The following is a 22,039-nucleotide window of genomic DNA, read 5'->3' as shown; positions in this document are numbered from 1 at the left end:
GGAGACACGGCCGTGATCAAGCCGGAGCATTTGATTTATACGTTTGTAAGCTACGCCTCGCATTACGATACCCCCTGGGGACAGGGGGTGGCGCTGGAGGGCATTGATCGCACGGCAGCGATCGCGCATAAGCATGGCATACCTGTAACATGGATTGTCAACGGCCGATCGGTGCCCGTGCTGAAGGAGCGCATAACGGAGTGGCATCGGCAATATGGAGACGACGTCATTCTGCAAAGTCCTTTTTTTATCGAGGATGCCGGAGCTTCCAAGGAGACGTTCAAGCGGGCGCTCGCGGCGGATTGGCGTCTAGTTGAAGAGGCGTTCCCGTGGGCGAAGACGAAGATCGCGGCGCGCGGCAAAATCTATAATGAGCTGATCGAGGCGCTCGAAGAGCTGGACTTCCAGGGCATGTGGGGCTATTGCTGGGAGCAGGTATGGTGGGATGGCATTACGCACAAGGGCATTCCGTGGGGCTCTTGGTATGTCGACGGCGACAGGTACAAGGTGCCGCATCCCGGCAAGGGCAAGGTTGTCGCCTGCGAATGGACGGCCCGCGATTTGAACGCGACCTATCATTCGGGCTGCCCCGTAATATACTCCACTGACCCTAACGACGTGCTGCGCGCGGGACTGTGCACGGGCGACAACATCGACTATTGGAAGAACCTGTTCCGCGACTATCTGAACAATACGGCGCACAATGAGCGCGTGTATTTCCTGCAGCAGCAGGAGGCTCACGAGATGGAGTATACCGATCGGTTCGCGGTGTTCCCGGCGTCGCATGTCGAGGCATGCGCGGAGATGCTGGATTTATTTTTTGCCCATATTACGCAATTCCCCATTACTCTGACGACGCTGCCGAAGGCGATCGCGGGCTACCATGAGGAGAACGACGCGACGCCGCCGGTGTACATGCTGACCGAGGATACGCTCATTCGTCCGGAGCCGAACGAATATACCGTGACGTTGGGGGGCACGGGAGAGGGGCCTTGGCCGAAGACGTTCCTCTATTACGACCACGAATGCCAGATGGGGTTCGTGAAGGGGCAATGCGGACCGCACCGTCTGCGCAGCTATGTCGGCAAGGGCAGCATGGCCGATGAGTTCGACGAGAGAACGCCGCAGGTGTTCGTCTCCGGCTATGACAAGACGGAGGAGCGCATCCGCATGTCGTTCGATATCGGACACTGGCAGCCGATGCCCTATGGCTTGACCTATTGGGATGACCTGTCGGCCTACGAGGTGGAGGGCTGCTCGGAGGGCGTGGAAGTGAAGATAATCGGAGACGAGCTGGCGTTCCTGCGTTTTCGGTTGACGGGTGAACGGATGAAGATCGAGCTTTCCCTCGTTAAGAAGCAGGCGCAGCACATGGCGGCGATCGGGAATCGAACGGCATAATAAAGCACGTGGCGGATAACAAGCCACGATGGGAGGATAAGGGATGTTCTGGACGGAGGAAAAGCTGCAGGCGCGTATAGCCGAGCTGGAGAAGTACAGATACAGGGAAGTCATGCCAATTGAGGCATTCCGGGGCTGTGAGGACCCCGAAGGAAGGAATGGAGCGAGGCCGCCGTCGAGCGGCTTCGAGCAGGTATGGAAGCGCGGCGATAGATGGGGCGGCAGAGACGCGTACTTATGGCTGCAGGCGGACGTGGCAATTCCATCGGCGTGGACGGGGAGTAAGGTTGTCGGCTTGTTCGACTTCGGCAAGACTGGTCCGGGCAATACGGGAGGCTTCGAAGCGCTTCTGTATGTGGGCGGCGAGCCTTATCAAGGTGTGGACAGCAATCATCAAGAGGTGTTCTTCCCTGCGGAAGCGGCAGGCGGTTCCCTGAGCTTGTGCTTCCGGCTATGGTCGGGGCTTGAGGGCGGGGGAACGCCGGAATCCCAGGAGCATCGGATTGCCCGCGCTGATCTGGCTTGGCTGGAGGAAGCGGCGGATGATCTGTATTACACAGCGCAGGCGGCATTGGCGACGGTGAAGGAGCTGACGCCGAATGATCCGGTTCAGCCCGCACTGCTTGCGGCGCTTAACCGCGCATTCCTGCTGCTCGACTGGTCGAAGCCAGGCTCGGAAGGATTCTATGAATCCGTTCGGGAGGCGCGCAGTCTGCTGAGGGACGGTATCGAAAGCATAGGCAAGACGCATGCTGTTCGCGTTAGCGCAATCGGGCATACGCACATCGACGTTGCGTGGCTCTGGAGGCTCAAGCATACGAGGGAGAAGTCGGCTCGTTCGTTTTCGACGGTGCTTCGGCTGATGGAGCAGTATCCGGAGTATCTTTTCCTCCAAACGCAGCCCCAGCTATATGACTACATGAAGAGCGACTATCCGGACATCTATGCGCAGATGAAGGAGCGCATCGCGGAGGGACGGTGGGAGGCCGGCGGCGCGATGTGGCTGGAGGCAGACTGCAATATTCCAAGCGGCGAGTCGCTTGTCCGTCAGCTGCTGTTCGGAACTCGGTTCCTGGAGCAGGAGTTCGGCGAGACATGCCGATACTTATGGCTGCCCGATGTGTTCGGCTACAGCTGGGCACTGCCGCAGATCTTGAAGAAGTCCGGTATCGATACGTTTATGACGACCAAGATCAGCTGGAATCAATACAATCGTCTGCCTCACGACACGTTTTTCTGGCGAGGGATCGACGGAACGGAGATTTTGACCCATTTTATTACAACGCCCGAGAAGTCGGACATGTGGTGGTATACGTACAACGGCGAGATGAACGCATTTACGGTGAAGGGGATATGGGATGCTTACCGGGACAAGGCGCTGAACCAGGAGCTGCTGCTTGCTTATGGCTACGGCGACGGCGGGGGCGGCGTGAACCGGGATATGCTGGAGATGCGGCGCAGATTGTCACAGATGCCGGGCATGCCGCATGTTGAGCCAGAGCGGGCGGATGCCTACTTCGACCGGCTGCAGCAGACCGTCGCGCAGTCTGACGCCTATGTGCATGAGTGGGATGGCGAGCTGTATCTCGAATATCATCGCGGTACGTATACGAGCCAGGCCGAGGTGAAGCGGAGCAACCGCAAGCTGGAGCTGCTGTGCAGGGAGGCAGAATGGCTTGGGGCCATTCGAAGCGTATCGGCAGGGCGCTGGGAGAGCTATCCGCAAGCCGAGCTGCACGAGGCATGGAAGATTGTGCTGCGCAACCAGTTCCACGATATTATTCCAGGCTCCTCCATAGCCGAGGTGTATGAGGATTGCAGGGAGGAGTACACCGATGCAGGGCGCTTGGCAGAGGCGGCCTGGCTGCAATCCGCGAACGGGCTGGCGGCCGGCGGGGCGAACACAGACGAGGAAGGTTTCACTGTATTCAACGGCTCGGCCTGGATACGCTCTGATCTGGTGCGTCTCGAGGGTGATGCCGCTGCAGCTCTCTCTGCCGGAGGAGGGGTGTTGCTAGGGGAGAACGGAGAACCGCTGCTCTCGCAGAAAGCTTCGGACGGCAGTCTGTATGTGTACGCGGAGAACATCCCTTCGATGGGATATGCGCCAGTCTACATTGGCGATGAACGGAGGAGGAGCGAGGCGGAAGCGGACGCTTCGGCCATTCCGTTTACCTTTGCCCCGGGGAAGGTCCTAACGCCTTATTACGAGCTGGAGTGGAATGGCAGCGGCCAACTGACACGTATTTGCGATCTTGAGAATGGCAGGGAAGTGCTGAAGCCGGGCGAGCTCGGCAATGTGCTGCAGGTGTTCGAGGATAAGCCCAAAAACTTTGACGCCTGGGATATCGATATCTATTACCAGGAGAAGATGCGCACGATCGACGAGCTCATCAGTGTGGAGGTGACGGAGGCTGGGCAGCTCTTTGCGGCTATCCGGTTCGAATGGACGTATCTGGACTCCCGTATTACCCAGATGATGGTTGTGTACGCGCACAGCCGCCGTATCGACTTTGTGACGGAGGCGGATTGGAGGGAGCGCCAGCAGCTGCTCAAGGCAGCATTTCCAGTGGCAATTCGAGCGACGGAAGCCACATACGATATCCAGTTCGGCAACGTCAAGCGGCCGACCCACTGGAATACGAGCTGGGACAGCGCGAGATTCGAGACGGTCGGCCATCAATGGGCGGATCTGTCCGAACGCGGTTATGGTGTCAGCCTGCTGAATGATTGCAAATACGGCTATGACATCAAAGGCCATATCATGCGTTTGTCACTCATTAAATCGGCGAATTGGCCGGATCCGGGGGCAGACGAGGGTAAGCATGCATTCACCTATTCACTGCTTCCACATGCGGGGGATTGGCTGGAGGGCGGCACCTGCCGCGAGGCTTGGGCACTGAACAACAGACTCCGCTATGCGCATGGCATAGGCGGTGGCAGAGGCTTCTCCCTGCTTCATGTGCAGGGCGCCCATGTGATGATTGACGCCGTCAAGCAAGCGGAGGACGGCGGGCAGATGGTGCTGAGGCTGCACGAATATGCGGGGGCGCGGGGGCGCGTTGAGATTCGCAGCGACGCCGCAATCGCGAGCTGGCAAGAGTGCAATCTCATGGAGAAGCCGGCGGGTCAGCCGACAGCCGGGGAGGCGCTCTCGTTCGGGCTTGCGCCATACGAGATCAAGACGTTTCTCCTTACATTCCACGAGGGACAGCAAGCATAAGAGAGGAGCATAGGACCATGAGCACAAGAGGGAAAACCGTTTTGTTTCAGGGGGATTCCATCACGGACGCCGGTAGACCGAGACAAGCGGAGCATGACCCGACCCCTGCGAATCCGTTCCCGCCGTACTTAGGTCACGGCTACGCCAATCTGATTGCGGCCCGCCTTGGCTTCCAGCTGGCCGAATCGGGGCATCGTTTCGCAAACCGCGGACTCGGCGGCAACCGCGTCTCGGATCTGTACGCGAGGTGGAACGAAGACGCGTTCAGCCTGAAACCGGATCTGATCAGTATCCTGATCGGCGTCAACGACGCTTGGCGCATCGTGAATAGACTGCCTCAGGGGGCGACGAACCGGTTCGAACGGGCGTACCGCCATCTGCTGGAGGAGACGAAGGAGGTGCTGCCGGGCACCGGCCTCGTGCTGTGCGAGCCGTTTATTCTCAAGGGCACACATACCGAAGAGAGCTGGGAGGAGCTGCGCGGTCTGACGGACTCGTACGGCCAGATTGTCCGCGCGCTTGCCGCCGAATACGATGCCGTCTTCGTGGCGCTGCAGGAGCCGTTCGACCGCGCCTTGGAGCGGGCGGAGGCAAGCTTCTGGATTCACGACGGCATCCATCCGTCAGCAGCCGGGCACGAGCTCATTGCGGCTCAGTGGCTGAAAGCCGTGCAGGAAAGCCGGCTCGCGCTTACTTAGCATTTTTTGTAGTTACTTCATGTGGCAGTCGGGTTCGTGCCTTGGGCACGTCCAGACGCGAGGTGCGGCTGGGCAGGCCGTACCCAAAAAAGCAATCAGCGGCCTAGCAGCCGCCTGATTGCTTTTTTCTCTATATAGGCCTGCACTGGCAGCCCGTCCCGCTATCGTACGTCATCCTCGGCTGTGCGAGCAAACAGCACATGATCCTCCCAGACGCCGTTAATCTTCAAATATTTCACCGCAAGTCCCTCGCGCCGGAATCTGGCCTTCTCCAGCACACGAATAGATGCAAGGTTCTGCGGCATGACTGCTGCCTGTATGCGGTGCAAGCCAAGCTCCGAGAACGCTTGTCTGGCGCAGAGCGTGACCGCTTGTGTCGCGAAGCCCCTTCCTTGATAAACATGATCGATATAGTAGCCCATGTACGCATTCTGGAATGGACCGCGCGCGATCCCCGTTAACGCGATTCTTCCGATAAGCTCCTGTCTGCCGGCCAAGCATATGGCGTACGTATAAGACTGATCCTGACTCATGCCAGACAGACAGCTCTCAATCTCCATCTCCTGCCCTGCGAGCGTGTAATGGGATTCATCGCGGATCGGCTCGAAAGGCTGGAAGAAAGCGCGATTGCGGCGCTTTAAGCCGAACAGGGCCTCGGCGTCGTTTTTTTCTAAGGGGCGAATATAGATGGGGTAATCTTTCATCAGGTGAAGTCCTTTCAATAGGAAATGAGCGTCCAGCAATAATATGAAAAACGTAGGGGTCAACTTTCAGTTTTTGGAATGATTTTACACCTATATAATAGCTCCATAGGAATTAAAGGTACAGTTTCTGGGACACTAGTACCCTGGAGCTGTGAGCAAAAGGAAGGGAGGGCTTCGCCTGGCTCAGCAAGTGCTGTTAATTGCATGGTTGACGTTTGTCATCCATCTCTCGGAGACGCTCACCTACTCCATCCGCTTAGCGGGGGTGCGACTGGGAAAGCTGGCGGTTGCGCTGTCGTTGTCAGGCATCATACTGCTGGTGTCTCGAACATCGAATATGATTCAAGGACCGCTGATGGGTAATATAATCGACTTCGCCAAAAAAAATCAAGACTTTCCGCTAGTGGATCAGCTGCGCGTCATGGTTGGAGCATCGACGCTGGGGACGTTGACTGCTATCGTGTTATTTCCGTCCGCTGTCATCCTGTTCAGCCGAATGATCGCTCATCTGGAGATTTCGGGCTCACTTCCGCAAATGGTACGCGATTCAGTATCCATTCGCAAGCTGAAGAACGCCCGGACACACCTTCGGTTCCCGAAGCTTGCGATGCTCTCCAAGCTCAGAATCGGAGGCATTCCGAAACGACTTGTTATTATGAATTGCGCAGTCACAGCAATCTACACGATCGGCGTGCTGGCCGCTCTTCTGGCCTCAGCGATGTCTCTGGAACATTCGACGGCAGCCTCGCAGGCATCCGGTATGATTAACGGAGCAGCTACGATCTTGTTAACGATATTAATCGATCCTCAGATCGGCTTGTTGACGGATAAGGTGCTGCGGAGAGAAAAGGACGTCCACGCACTGAACAAAGTATTCGGCTTACTGATGCTGTCCAGACTGCTGGGAACCATGCTCGCCCAGCTCCTGCTGGTGCCCGCCGCGTATGGGATAAAGTGGGCTGTAGAATGGTTGGCGGCTTAAGCGGAATTACCTATTATACTAAAATTTAGAAACCGATGGTATACTGGACTTCAGAACCCTGCCGAGGAGGGAGCCCATAACCATGCATGCAGTCGTTAAGCTCATACAGAAATTTAAGGACCGTGATAACCAGAGGAAGCTGAAGGGTTATCAGAACCAGCTTTTAAGTGATCCGAATGCGGTTAAATGCTACAGATGGTTTAAGGCTGTCGGTAGTGGAGAGATGCCCGAATGGAGATAACTCTTGAGAAGGCAGTCGAATCAGATGCGAGATTACTATTAGATATGCAAGTCGAATCCTTTCTACCGTTATTGAAAAAGTATAAAGATTATGATACCAACCCAGCAAATGAAACCATTGAAAGATTATTGAAGAGAATAAACAATCCTCAAGGAGGGTTTTATAAAATACTGGCGGGGAACGCGCCAGTCGGGGCAATTTGTGGCTCATGGAAAGTAAAGGAAGAAGCTCGTTATTGGATTGGTCCTATGTTTATTCGGCCTGAGCATCAAGGCAAGGGAATTGCTCAACAAGCGATTCATCTAATAATACAAATGTTTCCACAAGCTATCTCTTGGGAGCTTGCAACAATTGCAGAGGAAGAGAGGAATTGCTATCTGTATGAAAAAATGGGGTTTGTCCAGACGGGTGTACGGAAGCCACTAAATGATAGGGCCACACTTGTTTTTTATCAAATGATCCAAGAAATGAGGAGAGGATGCCATGAAGAAGATTAGCGAGGGGCGGACAGCCGAAATATTTGCCCATGATCAGCAACAAATCATAAAGCTGTACAGGGATGGATTTCCGATCGAAGTGGTCAAATATGAATATGAAGTGAATCAACTTGTTGCGCGCCTTGGCGTTCCAGCTCCGAGAGCGTTTGCGCTAGTCGACAGTGATGAACGGAATGGGATTGTTTTTGACCGAATTGAGGGCACAACACTGCTTCGCATGAGTATTGAACAGCCTGGCGAACTCAATCGTTTGTCCCAAAAATTTGCTGCGCTACATTACCGTATACATAATAATGAACTCGACGTGGAGCGTATTGGAGAGGCAGGAGCTTCCATCTATAAGCAAAAAAAGGTGCTGGCCCAAAACATTCTGAACGCTTCTTCATTAACAACTGATGTTAAGAAACGGATTGTTGAATATTTGGAAAATCTGCCGGACGGGAATCATCTATGTCACGGTGATTTTCACCCGGATAATGTTATGATTGGTGAACGCAGCTGGATTATAGATTGGATGACGGGAGTGATCGGCAATCCTGCTGGCGATGTCGCTCGCACGATACTGTTATTCCGTTTCGGCACATTGCCTGATGGCGCTCCATCACACGTTATCGAGGCACTTGAGCTGATGAGAGACAAGATGCACAAGTTATATTTGGACCAATATCTTGATTTATCGGGTTTGCCGTTTAGCGACATTGATGAGTGGATGCTGCCTGTTGCAGCGGCTAGATTAACGGAATGGATTCCTGCTGAGGAACAAAACCGGCTGTTACAGTTCATTGAAGAACGATTGAAGTGAGAGGCGCTCAAGAGCAATGATGTCTAAAGATGTTAAGGATCTAGGAGTTTGTGATGTGCTGCAAAATGGTGTTAGATGAAAGCTGGGCAAAGAAAAGGAGAAAAAATGAAAAATTTAAATACAAAATTCTCAATCTTATTTTCAATAATTATAATTCTTGTAGTTGCGATTATATTTTTAATAATCTCATCATCAGATAAACAAAGAAAACTGGAATATACACAAGATTTGATTGATCAATTATATGTGTCTCAATTAAGTCAAATAGCATCTTGTTTTGGGAGGGACTTAGAATATGAAAACTTTAATAACTATCAACAATGTACATCTGAAATAGCAGGTGCTTCAACAATATCAATGTTGACTACCTACGAAGAGAAAAATGATTTAACAGATGTTGCTTTGTATGGGTTATATAAAAATATGTTGAATATAGAAAAGAGAGATTTGATTATTGAAAACACAGATGAGTTAAGAGGTATATTTATTAAATTGTTTCAAGATCCTTTTAACAAAAAAGTTGTTGAAGACTTAGTAAACCTAAACTCAAAAATTATGAAATAACATTCTGGAAGTAACTCGAGAAGGCCCAACCATCATCTAACACTCTGGATTCGTTGCGCAGTTGCCCGGAAAAAATGACCTTCGAAGCTGAAAACGAAGGTCATTTCGTAGAATCATTACCGCTGAACGTAACAGGGCAATTGCGCAAATCCATGTTGGACGATGCCGCGGGCTTCGTCTCTCACTCTATGGGTTTTGTTATTTGCCCCCATCCCACCTTAGCTTCACATCATCAGAGTATTTTCGAACAATATTCACTGAAACGTGGAGGTAGAAGCTCGTCCGGGCATATTTTCCCCCTCCCCACGCCGGCTCTGTATGCTGTCCGTATGCTGTTTGTACACCATCATTCTATTTGCGGAACGATGGAAAGTATCTGATGCCAGTTGCCCCCGCAGGAAGGACACTTTGAAAGATCTTTGCCGGTAAGCTTCCAAATAAGTTCTTTCGCAGTCAGCTTCACTTTTGGCTTGACGACCCTCTGAGTTAAGCGCAAACAGGTTGTCAGTTTGGTCTTGCGATTACAGTTGCTGAGAAAACCGTAATAACGAATTCGCTGAAAGCCCGAAGGAAGTACATGCTGCATGAATCGGCGGATAAACTCCATGGCATCCAGCGTCATCGGCTTCACCTTGCCGTTATCTTTGTAATCCCGGTACTGGAATGTGACAGCCTCTTTACTCATCACGGTCAACCGGCTATTGGAAATCGCGGTCTTGTGGGTGTACCGGCTCAAGTATTTGACCACATGGAAGGGGCTCTTAAACGGCTTTTTGCAGTAGACCACCCAGTCGATCGCGTACAGCTTTCCAAGCAACGCAGAAAAAGCTCCCGGAAACACTTCGCAAATTTCACCTGTTAGAGACTGAGAATGAACAGTCACCACTTCGCTATCAATTTCAAGAGTGATCCGATTATTTTCTACTCCATTCAGTGATAGCATCCGATTCAAAGTATCAAACATCTCACCACGAGATACTTGAATCCCCATCGCTTCATCATCATCCTTTTTGTCGACGATATGAGAGATTTTCGGATAGATCCCCTCGAGCAACCGCCCGAAGTAAACGGTAGTGTTATCTCGCATCACAAGATAAGAAGTATCGATCGCTACGTCAACTTTTTGGGATTTGATTAAATCCACAGCCCCTTTTAAGTAAATATCTGAAATTATAGCGTCCTGGAACTTCTCCGGATCATCAATGACTACATCAGAAATGTAGCGGTAGATACGATGTTGATCAGTACCAATGAATGCCACTTTCCCACCCTCGATATGCAGATATATAGCGGTGAGCGTTGGGGTATTCTCATCAATTAAGGTGAAGCGGGATGCAAGGGTACCCTTCTTCAATGTTTCAATTGGCATCGAAAAAAACATTGAACTGGACAACTTCGCGAGTGCCATAGTTAATCGTCACCATTGAATCATTCTGAGCGAACGTTACTTCGCCACTCGGTAACTTTTTAACCAGGTCAATCGTTTCTCGCGCTGGAAGCAGGTAACTGCCTTTGCTGTCATTGAAGTTGGTCACGCTTAATTTACGCAACACCGCTTGAGAGAGGTCCATTGCTGTAACAAAAAGCGTGTTGCCATTCAAGTCGAATTTGATACAGGATAACAATGGCACAACCGAAGTTTTTTGAACCACCCGAGCACAAGCCAGCAGCGCATCAAGCAGATCATTCTTATCAACTTGAAAAAACATGTTCCCAGTTGCAATTTGTTGTTGTGTCTGTTGTTCTTTCACCTTTGTAGCCATATTTCCAATTCCTCCTGTTTATTAGGCATAAAAAAAGGCCCGAAAAATGAAATAAACATACCAAAGGTATGCCAATGTCCATTTTTCAAGGCCATACTACGCCTTCATGTTTTTTTGTCCGTTGCCGGACACCCCTTCACAACCGAATAAATGACGGTCGTGACAATAAAAAATAATTCGTAATGCCTATATGATTTTTTAAATATTTTAGAAGGTTCGAGAACCAAATGCGCCGATTTATCAGGCCTGTTGGTTATCCAATTATTGGTAAGTATCAAACTCAGCACACCTTCAACGCAATTCTTGTTCATGAGAAAATGAGGCATCTTCAGTAAGATCAGGAGGTTGCCTCATGTCTAGAAAAGAACAGCGTCGTAAAGAATGGATCGCTCGCGTAGCGGATTTTCGAGCTAGCGGCCAATCTATGAAAGCGTGGTCCAACCAAAATCATGTATCCAAAGATCAGCTGAGATATTGGCTGCGTACCTTGAGAGAGAACACTGGCCCCGCAGAGAGTGTGTTTATCAAGTCATTCTAGAATGTTAAATCGATACTCGGCCAGGTTGAGTATGTGTTTGAGTAGTTTGTCTGAAATATAAAGACTCTAGCGAAGAAAATTGGAGTTCCGTGTCAGTTTGATCTTACATAATTCTTTGCTGCCCTACTTAGTCGACGTACAAAAGAGATCCCTACGATTTAGTTGCTGCAAATTTATAAAGCAGATGAGAAATTAATAGGTAAATCGATAATACAATGAGACCAATAATTGAATAAACCAGATTCACTATAAAACCATACGGCAATAGAAGGAATAGAAATAAACAAGCAATCAAGAAATTTATTATGATCCATTTAACTCGATTCGAAGAGTTGCTTATTTTAATCATAATTACGTGAGATGGCACACAGGCCAGTAGAATAAAAAGATTAGGAATAAAAAATACTGTATTAAATATGTCGTTAAAGAGAGGGAAGTCGTTATCTTTATAAGTCGGCCTATATGTTATTAAAATATATAATGAAAACACCGCATCGCGGCCGTTCCTTCCGGTCACTTAAGGCAGTGAAGGTTCGTGAATACAAAAACGTTAGACGAAATTAATGAAACTCGTTTAAGAACCTAAAAGAATCAAAAAAACTAGAATATTTGTTCTGTATCATTTAGTCCTGAATCCGTGATACAAAGTTTATAAAAACCGAGATATTTAAAGGAAAATGCATCTCTGAAGTCGAAAATTAAAGATAATCGCTTATTATCTACTTTCACCAACGAGGTGCTGAATATGAAGATCCAATTCACCCAATCTAAGGAAATCCTCTTAACAACGCATGCAGGCTTGGCTGCGGTCGGTGCGCTGCTTTCCCATACACAGTTGTCTCAGCGTCTTAATCGCTCAGCCGTTAAAGGAATGGAGAATCCGATCCACGGGAACGGCGAAGTCATGAAAAGCTATCTTGGTCTGCTCTGCCAAGGTAAAAGCGATTTCGACCACATCGAGCCTTTTCGCAAAGATACGGTGTTTCAAACATGCCTGGGTATTCGCAAAGTGCCTTCAAGCCCTACGCTCCGTCAGCGACTGGATGCCGCTGCACAAACAATAGATGCCAATTGGAATGACATTCTGTTGCAGGAATCTGCCGACCTCATCCGAAACCTCAATGCCCCGGTAACTGGACTTGACGCAGGCGAGCATACGGTCATACCGCTGGACATTGACGTTTCGCCGTTCGATAACTCCGGCACGAAAAAAGAAGGTGTCTCCCTCACGTACAAAGGAACATTTGGATATGCCCCCATCTTTGCCTATTTGGGCCGAGAAGGGTATGGCGTAAATCTTCAATTGCGTGAAGGTAGTACACACAGCCAGAAAGATGGTGCTGATTTCCTTCGGGAAACGATTCATTACGCTCGTCGCATTACAAGTGATCGTCTACTCGTCCGTATGGATTCTGCTCACGATAGTCTTGAAAACTTGCAAGTTTGCCACGCGGAGAAAGATGTTGACTACATCATTAAAGTCAATCTTCGCGGCGCTTCCAAAGAAAGCTGGCTGCGAGTAGCCGAAGACAAAGGGATATCTTGTGAGCAACGCCCTGGGAAGACCACCTACATCGGCGCGATTACATTTCCACAGAAAGACTTCGATTGTAACCTGCGTCAAGTGTTCCACGTCATCGTGCGTACGATCGATCGGGATGGGCAGGTGCTCATGTTTCCAGATGTGGAAGTGAACGTTTACTGGACATCTCTGACTTGCTCGCCATGGCGTGTCATTGAGCTTTATCGCGATCATGGCACAAGCGAGCAATTTCATAGTGAGCTTAAGACCGATCTAGATTTGGAGCGATTGCCGGCAGGCAAGTTCGATACGAATGAGCTAGTCCTGCACGCTGGCGTATTCGCCTATAACCTGCTTCGCATCATGGGACAAGAAAGCTTACGTCAAGATGATGCACCGATTCGTGGAGGCGTCGGGCGCCGTCGTATCCGAACTGTCATTCAGAACATCATCTACATCGCAGCTAGAGTCAGCCGCCATGCCCGACAAACGTCCTTCAATTTCGGCCGTTACAGTCCATGGTTCCAAACCGTTCGTCGAATCTACCAGGCATTTGCCTGATTATTGTGAATGAAACGCAAGCACAGCCACCAGTCGCCTCCCCCCTGTAAAAAAGGAGGTTTATTTCGCATGCCTTGCTTCCTGTGAAAAGCGCTTCTTGTTTGAATCCGAAGATGGGAATGTTGTAAGATACACAATCTTCTACGCCTGTTTTCCAAAATACGGACTGCCTAGGAGGTAGGGGACCTAAGCTGTCACGGATTCAGGGGATTATTATATATGCCAGCCAATTACCATAACTTGCATCATATAAGTAAATCGATTGAATTGAAAGAAAAATATTATAACGAAAAGAAAGATCGAGTAGGGTAGGCTTCGAAGTCCGTGACATCAACTATCACCATACTCAACGCGTCGGGGCATTCGCCCCTCGGTCCGGCAGGTGATGTTGGCATGGAAGATGTATCAGTCGGACACACTCAACTTCTTTGAGAGTGCTGAATACACGAAACGTTAGGCGAAAGCCGGAGCACGTAACATTACAGCAAAAAGTCATACTTTCTTTTCGCATGTAGAACTCTACGAATTTCAATAAACTCAAGATGTACAACGTAAAACACCAAATAACTATCGACTACTAACATTCTGTAATTCAGCAGTTGTAGTCTTCTGTCATTTGGAATTGGTCCGCTGTAAGGGGAGTATGCTAGAATTGATATCTTTTCATCAAATATATTAAGAAGATTGTGTGCTGCTGGAGGGTTATCAATGGAGACATACTCGATAATATCGGTAATATCTTGCGCAGCGGAAGGCAGGTATTTAATCGTCAGTTTTTTCTCCATTGATACGACTCCTTAGGCTTTTCATAAGATCATCATGATCAATTCTCTCTACTGACGGATCTGCACTTTCTTTCTCAGCAACAGCCAGTTTTTGATACAGTTCAATGACTGCTTGTTGTTTTTCATAAAAAGCATGGCTCATCACAACTAGATCTTCATGACCATTTTTAGTTATGAATACTGGTTCACCCTCAGAGTGGCAGATTTCAGAAATGTAATTGAAGTTATTTCTGAGGTCAGAAATGGGTTTGATGATTGGCAACGAAATCACTCCCAAATGTATTGTGTGATGAGTTTATTTTATCATAATTATGATAACCATGAGACATGAATAATAAACGATTTGAAAGTCCGGATTATTCGCTATGCGCTCCAGTATCTGTTCTCCCCGAACTACAGCTCATTCAAAATAATTCGCAATTCCAGACATCATATTCCGGCGCAATCCTTTGCTGCCAATGAGCTTTCGTAATTCAGGATAAATGAATGAATATGTGCTATACATACACAGGTTCTGTTCCTTATCAGGCGGTCATCCTTTCTCTATACTTGCAGGTGAAGACATCTAGGAACAAACAGACACACCATTCATGAGGGGATGTGGGTTTATGAGATGGATGTATCGCTTGCCGCTAACGTACGGGGTCGTCTTTGCCATGCTGTTTGTCATGTTAGGGGTTCCTCCGCTACAGAACGTGCATGCAGCGGATGAATTTGATGATCTGAGGGAAAAGTGGAAGACCACCTTGACCGGGGGAACGGGCATCAGCGCGAGCGACCCGCACATTGCGGCACGGGTCGTCTCGATCACTGCAGTTGCTCAAGCGCGTTGGGACAGCATGGATACGTCTCCGACGCGGACATACTTGTGGAGCGATATCACGGGCAGCAGTTCCAGCAATGTGACCAGCAACTATGACCGTCTGAGGGAAATGGCGCTGGCTTATGCGGTGAAGGGCTCGGCGCTTGAGAACGATTCAGCCTTGCTGGCCGACCTTGTCGACGCCTTGGACTGGATGTATGCCAATCAGTATAATGCGACCAAAACGGGGGGCAACTGGTGGGATTGGCAGATAGGCGCCCCGTTGCGGCTCAATGACATCGTCGTACTCCTGTACGATCAGTTAAGCGCTTCGCAAATCGCCAATTACATGAACACGGTGAATCACTTCTCGCCGACCGTCCAGATGGACGGCGCCAATCGTGTGTGGAAAGCGACAGTCGTAGGCGTTCGCGGCATTATCGTTAAGGACGGGACGAAGATTGCAGCAGCGCGCAACGGCATGAGCAACGTATTCAACTACGTGACCAGCTCGGACGGATTCTACCTCGACGGATCCTTCATTCAGCACGGCTCCTACTCGTATGCCGGCGGATACGGCGCATCGTTGATTCGAGACATGGCGGCGGTGATCTATCTGCTGGAGAATTCCACATGGGAGGTAACGGACAGCGATCGGGCCAACATCTATAAGTTCATCTACGATTCGTACGAGCCGTTCGTCTACAAGGGCTTGATCATGGACATGACCCGGGGAAGGGACATCTCGCGTAAAATTTACCAGGATCACGTCTATGGCCATCGCGTTATTGAGGCGGTTATCCGCTTGTCCCAGATCGCGCCTTTGTCGGATGCCGACCGGCTCCGCAGTATGGCCAAATACTGGATTCAGGAGGATACCTACAGGAATTTCTTTGAATATGCAACGCTTGACATGGTCACGCTTGGCAAGGCGATTACGGGAAACAGCTCGATAACGCCGCGGGGTGAACTCGTCATGAACAAGCAGTTCCCCAGGATGGATAGAACCGTGCATCTGCGACCTGACTTTGGCTTCGGCATCAGCATGCATTCCAGCACGCGAACGCGTAATTTCGAATCCATCAACAGCGAGAACACCAAGGGCTGGCATACGGCCGACGGGATGACCTATCTGTATAATCAGGATTTGGCGCAGTTCAGCGACGACTTCTGGCCGACGGTGAACTCCTACCGGCTGCCGGGGACGACGGTGCAGCGGGATACGACGGTAAGCGCGGGCAAGAACAGCGACAAGAATTGGGTAGGCGGAGTATCGATGCAAGGCTTGTACGGCGTCACGGGCATGGAGCTTCATCCTTTCGGGAAGACGCTAGAGGCCAAGAAGTCCTGGTTCATGTTCGACGACGAGATCGTTGCTCTGGGGGCGGGGATCGTGTCTTCCGATCTGAAGGCGGTCGAGACGATCGTAGAGAATCGCAAGCTCGGCAGCGCAGGCAACAACGCGTTCACGGTGAATGGCACAGCGAAGCCGACAACGCTTGGCTGGACGGAGACGATGACGAACGTCGATTGGGCGCATCTGGCCGGTCATGTCGCTGGAGCGGACATCGGCTACTATTTTCCCGAGCCGGCCGCACTGACGGGGCTGCGAGAAGCAAGGTCGGGCAACTGGAGCCAGATCAACAACAATGCTGCCTTCAGGGATACGACGACGGTCACGCGTAACTATATGACGCTGTTCTTCGATCATGGCACAGATCCGACGGGCGCGGCCTATGAATACGTCATTCTCCCGAACAAAAGCAGCAGTCAAGTGAGCAGCTACGCAAGTAACCCGGATATTGAAGTACTTGCCAACACATCGGCTGTGCAGTCCGTGAAGGAACGAAATCTCGGTATTGTCGGCGCTGCTTTCTGGACGGATTCGTTAACATGGGTGCAGGACGACGGGGCGGACTATCTATCCAGTAACAAGAAGGCAGCAGTGATGACGAAGACTTCTGCTGGCGAGCTGGAAGTATCGGTGTCCGATCCTACGCAAGCAAATACGGGAACGATCGAGCTCGAAATCAAGCGCAGCGCGATCAGCGCAATCTCTACCGATCCGGGCGTAGTCGTTACTCAATTGGCCCCTACAATCAAGCTGACAGTGGATGTGCAGAATGCGAAAGGCAAGACGTTCACGGCAAAATTCGCGCTGCCGGAAGAAGTGATTGTCGACAATGCAGCTGCTGAGAAGATCGGTTCCTGGACAACGTCTACACATATGAACAATTATTACGGCGATGATTATTACTACCGTGCGACAGGCAACGGGTCGATCAAGCTGCGCTTTAGACCAAATCTTCCCGCTGCGGGCGACTATAAAGTCTATTACCGCATTCCGGATGGCGATTCGAAGCGTGCGACCAACGCGCCGTTCACCGTTTATTACAGCGGAGGTTCCCAGACGTACGCAGTGAACCAGCAAGTATCTCCTGGCGGAAGCTGGGTGCTGCTCGGCACGCACGCGTTCGCGGCCGGCACCTCGGGGTATGTCGAACTTACAAATGCAGGGAATAACGATTATGTTATCGGGGATGCGATCAAATTCGTGGCCGATTGAGGAATGGGGTAACAGCATGAAAGCATTGGTAATAGAAGCGCCGCATCGAGCGGTCGTTCAAGAGGTTCCTTATCCAAGCCCAGGAAGCGGCGAGATTACGATTAGAGTGGAGCGAACAGGGATATGCGGCACAGATATCCACATTTTCGAAGGCTCTTACATCTCGCCTTATCCGCTCATTCCTGGACATGAATTTTCCGGGACCGTGCATGAAGTGGGAGAAGGTGTCGACGGGTTTGCGCCAGGTGACCGGGTCAGCGCCGATCCGAACCTGTTTTGCGGGAGCTGCGAATTCTGCCTGACCAATCGAGGCAATCAGTGCTCCCGGTTCGAGGCGATTGGCGTCACGCTGAACGGCAGCATGGCCGAGTTCGTGAAGGTGTCCGCGCGGAACGCATTGAAGCTTCCCGAGGACATGACATTCGCAGAGGCAGCGTTCATCGAGCCGATGGCTTGCGTCGTCCATGCCATGAACCGGCTGCAGCTTCGGGCCGGAAGTCGGGTGCTGCTGCTTGGCGCAGGCTCTATGGGACAACAGCTTGTGCAAGCGCTGTCCGCCTCGGGCGCCTCGGTTCTTTGCGCGACGGATATATCGGAGCGCAAGCTGAGCATGGCGATGCAGCTCGGTGCAACTCACTCTGTGCTCAGCAGCGAGCTCGATCCGTCCCGGATGAAGAAGATCGCGCCTCACGGTTTCGATGTTGTAGTTGAAGCTACAGGCATACCTGCCGTAATCGAACGAGCCTTCTCATTTATGGGTCCTGCCGCCACCTATCTGCAGTTCGGGGTGACCGATCCGCAGGCGAAGATACCGCTAAGCCCCTTTGAGCTATTCAAGAGGGATTGGACGCTGCTCGGTTCGATGGCGATCAACCATACATTTGTCCCCGCGATGCATTGGCTCGCTGCGGGTCGCATTCAGGTACAACCGCTCATCTCCGATACAATCGGATTGGAGGAGGCTGCGCAGTTCTTGGCCGGCCCCCGCGATCCTGATCAGTACAAGGTGCAAATTCAGCCATAAGGCTTCGGCCGGATAGCAGATTTCACAGAATAGCATGGAACGAATCCTAGTTGTTTTGCTTTTATCTTTCTCGCAAATCGATTGATCTGGTATACTTAGAGAAAGCTCGGACGGCAGAGGGGCGATGGCGATGAACAGATTCATACCGGGTTCTTTAAAATATCGGTTGTTTCTTGCTTTCATGCTGTTTATTTTCGCCCCTTTGACTGCGCTGTCCCTGTACGTTTTCCAGATGATCGAGAACTCGATGCAGGAACAATTGATTGCGAAGAACCAGAAGGAAATCGAAGACATGAACGCTTCGCTCGACGAACTGATGTCCGTCGTGATGAAAGCGTTTATTCTGTTGGAGAAGGATTCCGGAATGGTCCGCCTGTTCAGGTCGCCGGAGGAAGTCCATGCGCTGGATCGGCAGCACCTGCTCGAAGAAAAGATGAATACGATCGACAATACGTTGTTCCTGTATCATTCCCCTCAGGTTCACTATACATTGGCCGATTATCATCGGCACATCTACACCTCTTATTTGCCGCGCGAGCGGCTGGATTATGATCGTTTTGTATCGGATGCACGCTCGAAGATGAGCGCATCCTCCGCTTATCAATGGGTAACCGATGAAACAAACTACGTGCTTTCCGACCATTCGAGCAGCCCTCGGCTGTTATCCTTATTCGCGCAACTTCGCGAACCGAGCGGGGATTCGTATGGCCTTGCCCGCATTAGCATCGACTATACCCTCTGGTTCAACAGCATGAGGGAACGGTCCCATTTGCCCCAAACGTACTATATTCTCGACACAAGCGGAAAGACAATTCTCCAATCCGACGTTAAGCAGCCGATCTCGCCTTATACGGTGGCACGGATGCTGGACGGAGACAGGTCGACAGGAAAGAGCGTCTCCTTCATCGACCCTGAAGCTTCGACCATCGTTACGTTCAGCTATGTGCCTGCCTTGAACTGGTTCATCGCGAATGCCATCTCTCAGGAGGTCCTGTTCCGGGACGTGCAGCGTTTGAAGGAACAAGCACTTACCGTCTTCCTGTTCATTGTGCTGCTGTTCGTGGGCATTACGCTATTCATCTCTTCTTCCATCACAAGACCGCTGCAGACTCTTCGCAACAAGATGCGGGACGTCGTAGACAAGAATCTGAAGGTGAACGTCTCTGAGCGTGGTTACCAAGGTGAAATTCTGGAGCTGACCCGTGCCTTCAACCGGATGATTCTGGACATGAACGGAATGGTGTATAAGCTCAAGCTAGAGCAGGTACAGAAAGAGGCTGTTCGATTTCAGATGCTGCTATCACAGATGAATCCCCATTTTTTGTTCAATACGTTAAACACCGTGAAGTTCATCGCCATGCGCAAACAGGACGACGACATCGTTGAGATCTGTATCTCGCTTGGCAAGCTGCTCGAGACCAGTCTCAACACGGACATCGAATTGATTCATCTAGGTGATGAAATGAAGCTGCTCGAGGCCTATGTTTCTATTCAGAAGTTCAGGTACAACAATCAATTTCGCTTAGAATACGATGTGCCGGACGAGCTGGTCTATTCGCTTGTCCCGAAGCTCTCCCTGCAGCCGCTTGTCGAGAATTCGATCTATCACGGTATTGCGAACCTTGACGGCGATGGAAGGATTGCCATTCGTGTATATGCTGCAAGAGAAAAGCTCCATATCGAGGTCGCGGACAACGGTGTCTCAGCCAAACGGTCTGGCGATTCCCAGCAGATGAGATCACGTACGGGGATCGGATTAACCAACCTGAGGGAACGGCTGTCGATTCTGTTCCGGTCCGAAGGATGGCTCGAGTTGACAACTACGGAGTCAGGTACGGTCGTACGGCTGTGCCTCCCGTTATTGCTGTCTACCCCCTACAAGGAAGGTGTCGAAGATGGCTTGGACCGTACTGCTCGTTGAAGATGAGCTCTTTCTACGCGAGTCGATTAAGGAGATCATCCAGTGGGATGATATGAACATGCGTCTGATCGGGGAAGCCTCGAACGGCGTGGAAGCGCTCACGATCATCGAATCGGAATCGCCTGATCTGGTCATCTCCGACATCATGATGCCGTTTATGGACGGGGTGGAACTCCTGGTGAAGACCCGTTCAGCCGGGATCGGGAGCAAATTTATTATGCTGACCTGCATGAATGAATTCGATTATGTACAGAAGTCGCTTGAATATGGGGCTTCCAGCTACATCTTGAAGCTGTCGATGACCGTGCAGTCCTTGCGTGAGGCATTATGCAAGATACATGACGAGCTTGAGCATGCGATGTCTGACCGCAACTCGGAAGCCATGACGTATTATAGGGCGATATGGGAGGAGATGCGGCATGCCGGAGCCCCCGCCCAGGAACATGCTGGCGGGACCCACCCGTTCAAGGGAGCTCGCGAATCGACGCTTAGGATGATCGTGATTCTGCATGGGCAAGCCTCGTTTTCGATCGAACAATTGCGAGCGCTTCACTTAATAGATTCAAGACATGCTTGTACAACGCAATTGTTTACCGAGTTAGGCATAACGACCGTCTTTCTGTGGTCGATCCGTCCAGTTCAATTCCGGTCTCGCTCCGTCGTTCCGTACGCCATGATCTTCTCGCCTGAGATAAAGGCGAATCAACTGGAACAGGTATGGAGAGGCATGATGAGACAGCTTGGCGAATGCTGGTATACAGGACGCAAGGAGGCAGTCGACTACGCCGACAGCTTCCAGGATGAGCCGAAGCATGCAGTAACCTGGAGTTTGGAGCTGGATCTGATTCGGTTATTCGAGCAGCGAAACATCGACGCTTGCGAGAGGCATCTAGAGAATATGTGGGATCGGATGAGGGAGCAGCGCATGCCCCTGCAAGCGGTCATGGAAACGGGTGGCAGACTGGACGCGACCTTCAGACGGATTGCGGAAAGCGCCGAGTATCGACGGGAGAGCTTGCTTTCATGCGTCAACCATGAGGAGCTCTATAAGCGGCTGTCCGCTTATATGAAATCCGATATGCGGCATTGGATTGATCGGACGATAGATGAGACGGACCACCACGAAATTAACAAGGTCCGCCAGTATATTCAACAGCACTACGGACAGCAGATTACGGTCAAGTCGATGGCAAAGTATGTAGCAATGGATGAGACGTATTTAAGCAACCTGTTCAAGAAGAAGACAGGCGAGACGCTGATTCGTTATCTGCATAAGATCCGATTCGAAAGAGCCGTCCATTATTTGGAGCGAACCAACCTATCGATCAACGATATCGCAGAGAAAGTCGGCTTTATGAATACCAATTATTTCAACCGGATATTCAAGCGACTTACCGGGCTTACGCCAGGTGACTACAGGAAAAATGTCGGACAACGATAGGGGA

General features: G+C 50.8%; 18 protein-coding genes. 13 read left to right on the top strand and 5 right to left on the bottom strand.

Features of this window, described 5'->3' with window-relative positions; all coding sequences use genetic code 11:
* Positions 1-12 precede the first annotated feature (12 nt).
* Genes AB1S56_RS21645 through AB1S56_RS21635 form a run of 3 tightly spaced genes read left to right on the top strand, consistent with a single transcriptional unit; the run spans position 13 to position 5,322 of the window.
* A complete protein-coding gene (locus AB1S56_RS21645) occupies positions 13-1,401 on the top strand; it encodes a hypothetical protein (RefSeq protein WP_340872017.1) in 1,389 nt (462 codons plus the stop codon).
* A gap of 43 nt (positions 1,402-1,444) precedes the next feature.
* Positions 1,445-4,624, top strand: coding sequence for an alpha-mannosidase (locus AB1S56_RS21640; RefSeq protein ID WP_340872019.1), 3,180 nt, complete (start codon positions 1,445-1,447; stop codon positions 4,622-4,624).
* A 17-nt stretch (positions 4,625-4,641) separates the two neighbouring features.
* The gene (locus AB1S56_RS21635; protein WP_340872021.1) at positions 4,642-5,322 is read left to right on the top strand and encodes an SGNH/GDSL hydrolase family protein; all 681 of its coding nucleotides are present in this window, start codon (positions 4,642-4,644) and stop codon (positions 5,320-5,322) included.
* Positions 5,323-5,483: 161 nt separating this feature from the next.
* Here AB1S56_RS21635 and AB1S56_RS21630 read toward each other — a convergent pair whose 3' ends face one another.
* Positions 5,484-6,026: a GNAT family protein gene (locus tag AB1S56_RS21630; protein WP_340872022.1), complete on the bottom strand. Its 543-nt coding sequence runs from the start codon at positions 6,024-6,026 to the stop codon at positions 5,484-5,486.
* Positions 6,027-6,177: 151 nt separating this feature from the next.
* Between AB1S56_RS21630 and AB1S56_RS21625 the strand changes: the two genes are divergently transcribed.
* From AB1S56_RS21625 to AB1S56_RS21610, 4 genes are all read left to right on the top strand, one after another.
* Positions 6,178-7,008, top strand: coding sequence for a lipid II flippase Amj family protein (locus AB1S56_RS21625; protein ID WP_340872024.1), 831 nt, complete (start codon positions 6,178-6,180; stop codon positions 7,006-7,008).
* A 231-nt stretch (positions 7,009-7,239) separates the two neighbouring features.
* A complete protein-coding gene (locus AB1S56_RS21620) occupies positions 7,240-7,746 on the top strand; it encodes a GNAT family N-acetyltransferase (RefSeq protein ID WP_340872026.1) in 507 nt (168 codons plus the stop codon).
* Positions 7,733-8,548: an aminoglycoside phosphotransferase family protein gene (locus tag AB1S56_RS21615; protein ID WP_340872027.1), complete on the top strand. Its 816-nt coding sequence runs from the start codon at positions 7,733-7,735 to the stop codon at positions 8,546-8,548. The genes AB1S56_RS21620 and AB1S56_RS21615 overlap by 14 nt, the downstream gene beginning before the upstream one ends.
* A 75-nt stretch (positions 8,549-8,623) precedes the next feature.
* Positions 8,624-9,112: a hypothetical protein gene (locus tag AB1S56_RS21610; RefSeq protein WP_340872028.1), complete on the top strand. Its 489-nt coding sequence runs from the start codon at positions 8,624-8,626 to the stop codon at positions 9,110-9,112.
* Positions 9,113-9,458: 346 nt separating this feature from the next.
* Here AB1S56_RS21610 and AB1S56_RS21605 read toward each other — a convergent pair whose 3' ends face one another.
* Together AB1S56_RS21605 and AB1S56_RS21600 are read right to left on the bottom strand one after the other, a co-directional pair.
* On the bottom strand, positions 9,459-10,520 hold the full coding sequence (locus AB1S56_RS21605; RefSeq protein WP_340872030.1) for a transposase: 1,062 nt from the start codon (positions 10,518-10,520) through the stop codon (positions 9,459-9,461).
* Complete coding sequence (locus tag AB1S56_RS21600; RefSeq protein WP_340872032.1) at positions 10,471-10,875, bottom strand: hypothetical protein; 405 nt, start codon at positions 10,873-10,875, stop codon at positions 10,471-10,473. The genes AB1S56_RS21605 and AB1S56_RS21600 overlap by 50 nt, the downstream gene beginning before the upstream one ends.
* 352 nt (positions 10,876-11,227) lie before the next feature.
* On the opposite strand from AB1S56_RS21600, the gene AB1S56_RS21595 reads away from it, so the two are divergent.
* Together AB1S56_RS21595 and AB1S56_RS21590 are read left to right on the top strand one after the other, a co-directional pair.
* Positions 11,228-11,413, top strand: coding sequence for a hypothetical protein (locus tag AB1S56_RS21595; RefSeq protein WP_340872034.1), 186 nt, complete (start codon positions 11,228-11,230; stop codon positions 11,411-11,413).
* Positions 11,414-12,158: 745 nt separating this feature from the next.
* A complete protein-coding gene (locus AB1S56_RS21590; protein ID WP_367903392.1) occupies positions 12,159-13,496 on the top strand; it encodes an IS1380 family transposase in 1,338 nt (445 codons plus the stop codon).
* 479 nt (positions 13,497-13,975) lie between these two features.
* Here AB1S56_RS21590 and AB1S56_RS21585 read toward each other — a convergent pair whose 3' ends face one another.
* Together AB1S56_RS21585 and AB1S56_RS21580 are read right to left on the bottom strand one after the other, a co-directional pair.
* Positions 13,976-14,281, bottom strand: coding sequence for a type II toxin-antitoxin system RelE/ParE family toxin (locus AB1S56_RS21585; RefSeq protein WP_340873466.1), 306 nt, complete (start codon positions 14,279-14,281; stop codon positions 13,976-13,978).
* Complete coding sequence (locus AB1S56_RS21580) at positions 14,259-14,543, bottom strand: type II toxin-antitoxin system Phd/YefM family antitoxin (RefSeq protein ID WP_340873464.1); 285 nt, start codon at positions 14,541-14,543, stop codon at positions 14,259-14,261. Before AB1S56_RS21580 ends, AB1S56_RS21585 begins: the two co-directional genes overlap by 23 nt.
* A 346-nt stretch (positions 14,544-14,889) precedes the next feature.
* Here AB1S56_RS21580 and AB1S56_RS21575 point away from each other — a divergent pair, with 346 nt between their 5' ends.
* The 4 genes from AB1S56_RS21575 to AB1S56_RS21560 all read left to right on the top strand — a co-directional run bounded on the left by AB1S56_RS21575 (position 14,890) and on the right by AB1S56_RS21560 (position 22,035).
* Positions 14,890-17,649, top strand: coding sequence for a polysaccharide lyase family 8 super-sandwich domain-containing protein (locus AB1S56_RS21575; RefSeq protein WP_340873461.1), 2,760 nt, complete (start codon positions 14,890-14,892; stop codon positions 17,647-17,649).
* 16 nt (positions 17,650-17,665) lie between these two features.
* On the top strand, positions 17,666-18,673 hold the full coding sequence (locus tag AB1S56_RS21570; RefSeq protein WP_340873460.1) for a zinc-dependent alcohol dehydrogenase family protein: 1,008 nt from the start codon (positions 17,666-17,668) through the stop codon (positions 18,671-18,673).
* A gap of 130 nt (positions 18,674-18,803) precedes the next feature.
* A complete protein-coding gene (locus AB1S56_RS21565; RefSeq protein WP_340873459.1) occupies positions 18,804-20,594 on the top strand; it encodes a sensor histidine kinase in 1,791 nt (596 codons plus the stop codon).
* Entirely contained in the window at positions 20,569-22,035 is a 1,467-nt protein-coding gene (locus tag AB1S56_RS21560) for a helix-turn-helix domain-containing protein (RefSeq protein WP_340873457.1), read from the top strand. The genes AB1S56_RS21565 and AB1S56_RS21560 overlap by 26 nt, the downstream gene beginning before the upstream one ends.
* The last annotated feature ends 4 nt before the right edge of the window (positions 22,036-22,039 follow it).

Source organism: Paenibacillus sp. PL2-23 (assembly GCF_040834005.1).
Taxonomy (GTDB): domain Bacteria; phylum Bacillota; class Bacilli; order Paenibacillales; family Paenibacillaceae; genus Pristimantibacillus.
Note: the sequence above shows the minus strand (reverse complement) of the source record. Positions and strands in the feature narration are given on the sequence as shown.

Excerpts from the sequence above, each read along its gene's own strand:
- AB1S56_RS21615 (WP_340872027.1), top strand. The coding sequence starts at position 7,733 with ATGAAGAAGATTAGCGAGGGGCGGACAGCCGAAATATTTGCCCATGAT.
- AB1S56_RS21610 (WP_340872028.1), top strand. The coding sequence starts at position 8,624 with ATGAAAGCTGGGCAAAGAAAAGGAGAAAAAATGAAAAATTTAAATACA.
- AB1S56_RS21560 (WP_340873457.1), top strand. The coding sequence starts at position 20,569 with ATGGCTTGGACCGTACTGCTCGTTGAAGATGAGCTCTTTCTACGCGAG.
- AB1S56_RS21565 (WP_340873459.1), top strand. The coding sequence starts at position 18,804 with ATGAACAGATTCATACCGGGTTCTTTAAAATATCGGTTGTTTCTTGCT.
- AB1S56_RS21590 (WP_367903392.1), top strand. The coding sequence starts at position 12,159 with ATGAAGATCCAATTCACCCAATCTAAGGAAATCCTCTTAACAACGCAT.
- AB1S56_RS21630 (WP_340872022.1), bottom strand. The coding sequence starts at position 6,026 with ATGAAAGATTACCCCATCTATATTCGCCCCTTAGAAAAAAACGACGCC.
- AB1S56_RS21605 (WP_340872030.1), bottom strand. The coding sequence starts at position 10,520 with ATGGCACTCGCGAAGTTGTCCAGTTCAATGTTTTTTTCGATGCCAATT.
- AB1S56_RS21585 (WP_340873466.1), bottom strand. The coding sequence starts at position 14,281 with ATGGAGAAAAAACTGACGATTAAATACCTGCCTTCCGCTGCGCAAGAT.
- AB1S56_RS21620 (WP_340872026.1), top strand. The coding sequence starts at position 7,240 with ATGGAGATAACTCTTGAGAAGGCAGTCGAATCAGATGCGAGATTACTA.
- AB1S56_RS21575 (WP_340873461.1), top strand. The coding sequence starts at position 14,890 with ATGAGATGGATGTATCGCTTGCCGCTAACGTACGGGGTCGTCTTTGCC.
- AB1S56_RS21600 (WP_340872032.1), bottom strand. The coding sequence starts at position 10,875 with ATGGCTACAAAGGTGAAAGAACAACAGACACAACAACAAATTGCAACT.
- AB1S56_RS21640 (WP_340872019.1), top strand. The coding sequence starts at position 1,445 with ATGTTCTGGACGGAGGAAAAGCTGCAGGCGCGTATAGCCGAGCTGGAG.
- AB1S56_RS21635 (WP_340872021.1), top strand. The coding sequence starts at position 4,642 with ATGAGCACAAGAGGGAAAACCGTTTTGTTTCAGGGGGATTCCATCACG.
- AB1S56_RS21570 (WP_340873460.1), top strand. The coding sequence starts at position 17,666 with ATGAAAGCATTGGTAATAGAAGCGCCGCATCGAGCGGTCGTTCAAGAG.
- AB1S56_RS21595 (WP_340872034.1), top strand. The coding sequence starts at position 11,228 with ATGTCTAGAAAAGAACAGCGTCGTAAAGAATGGATCGCTCGCGTAGCG.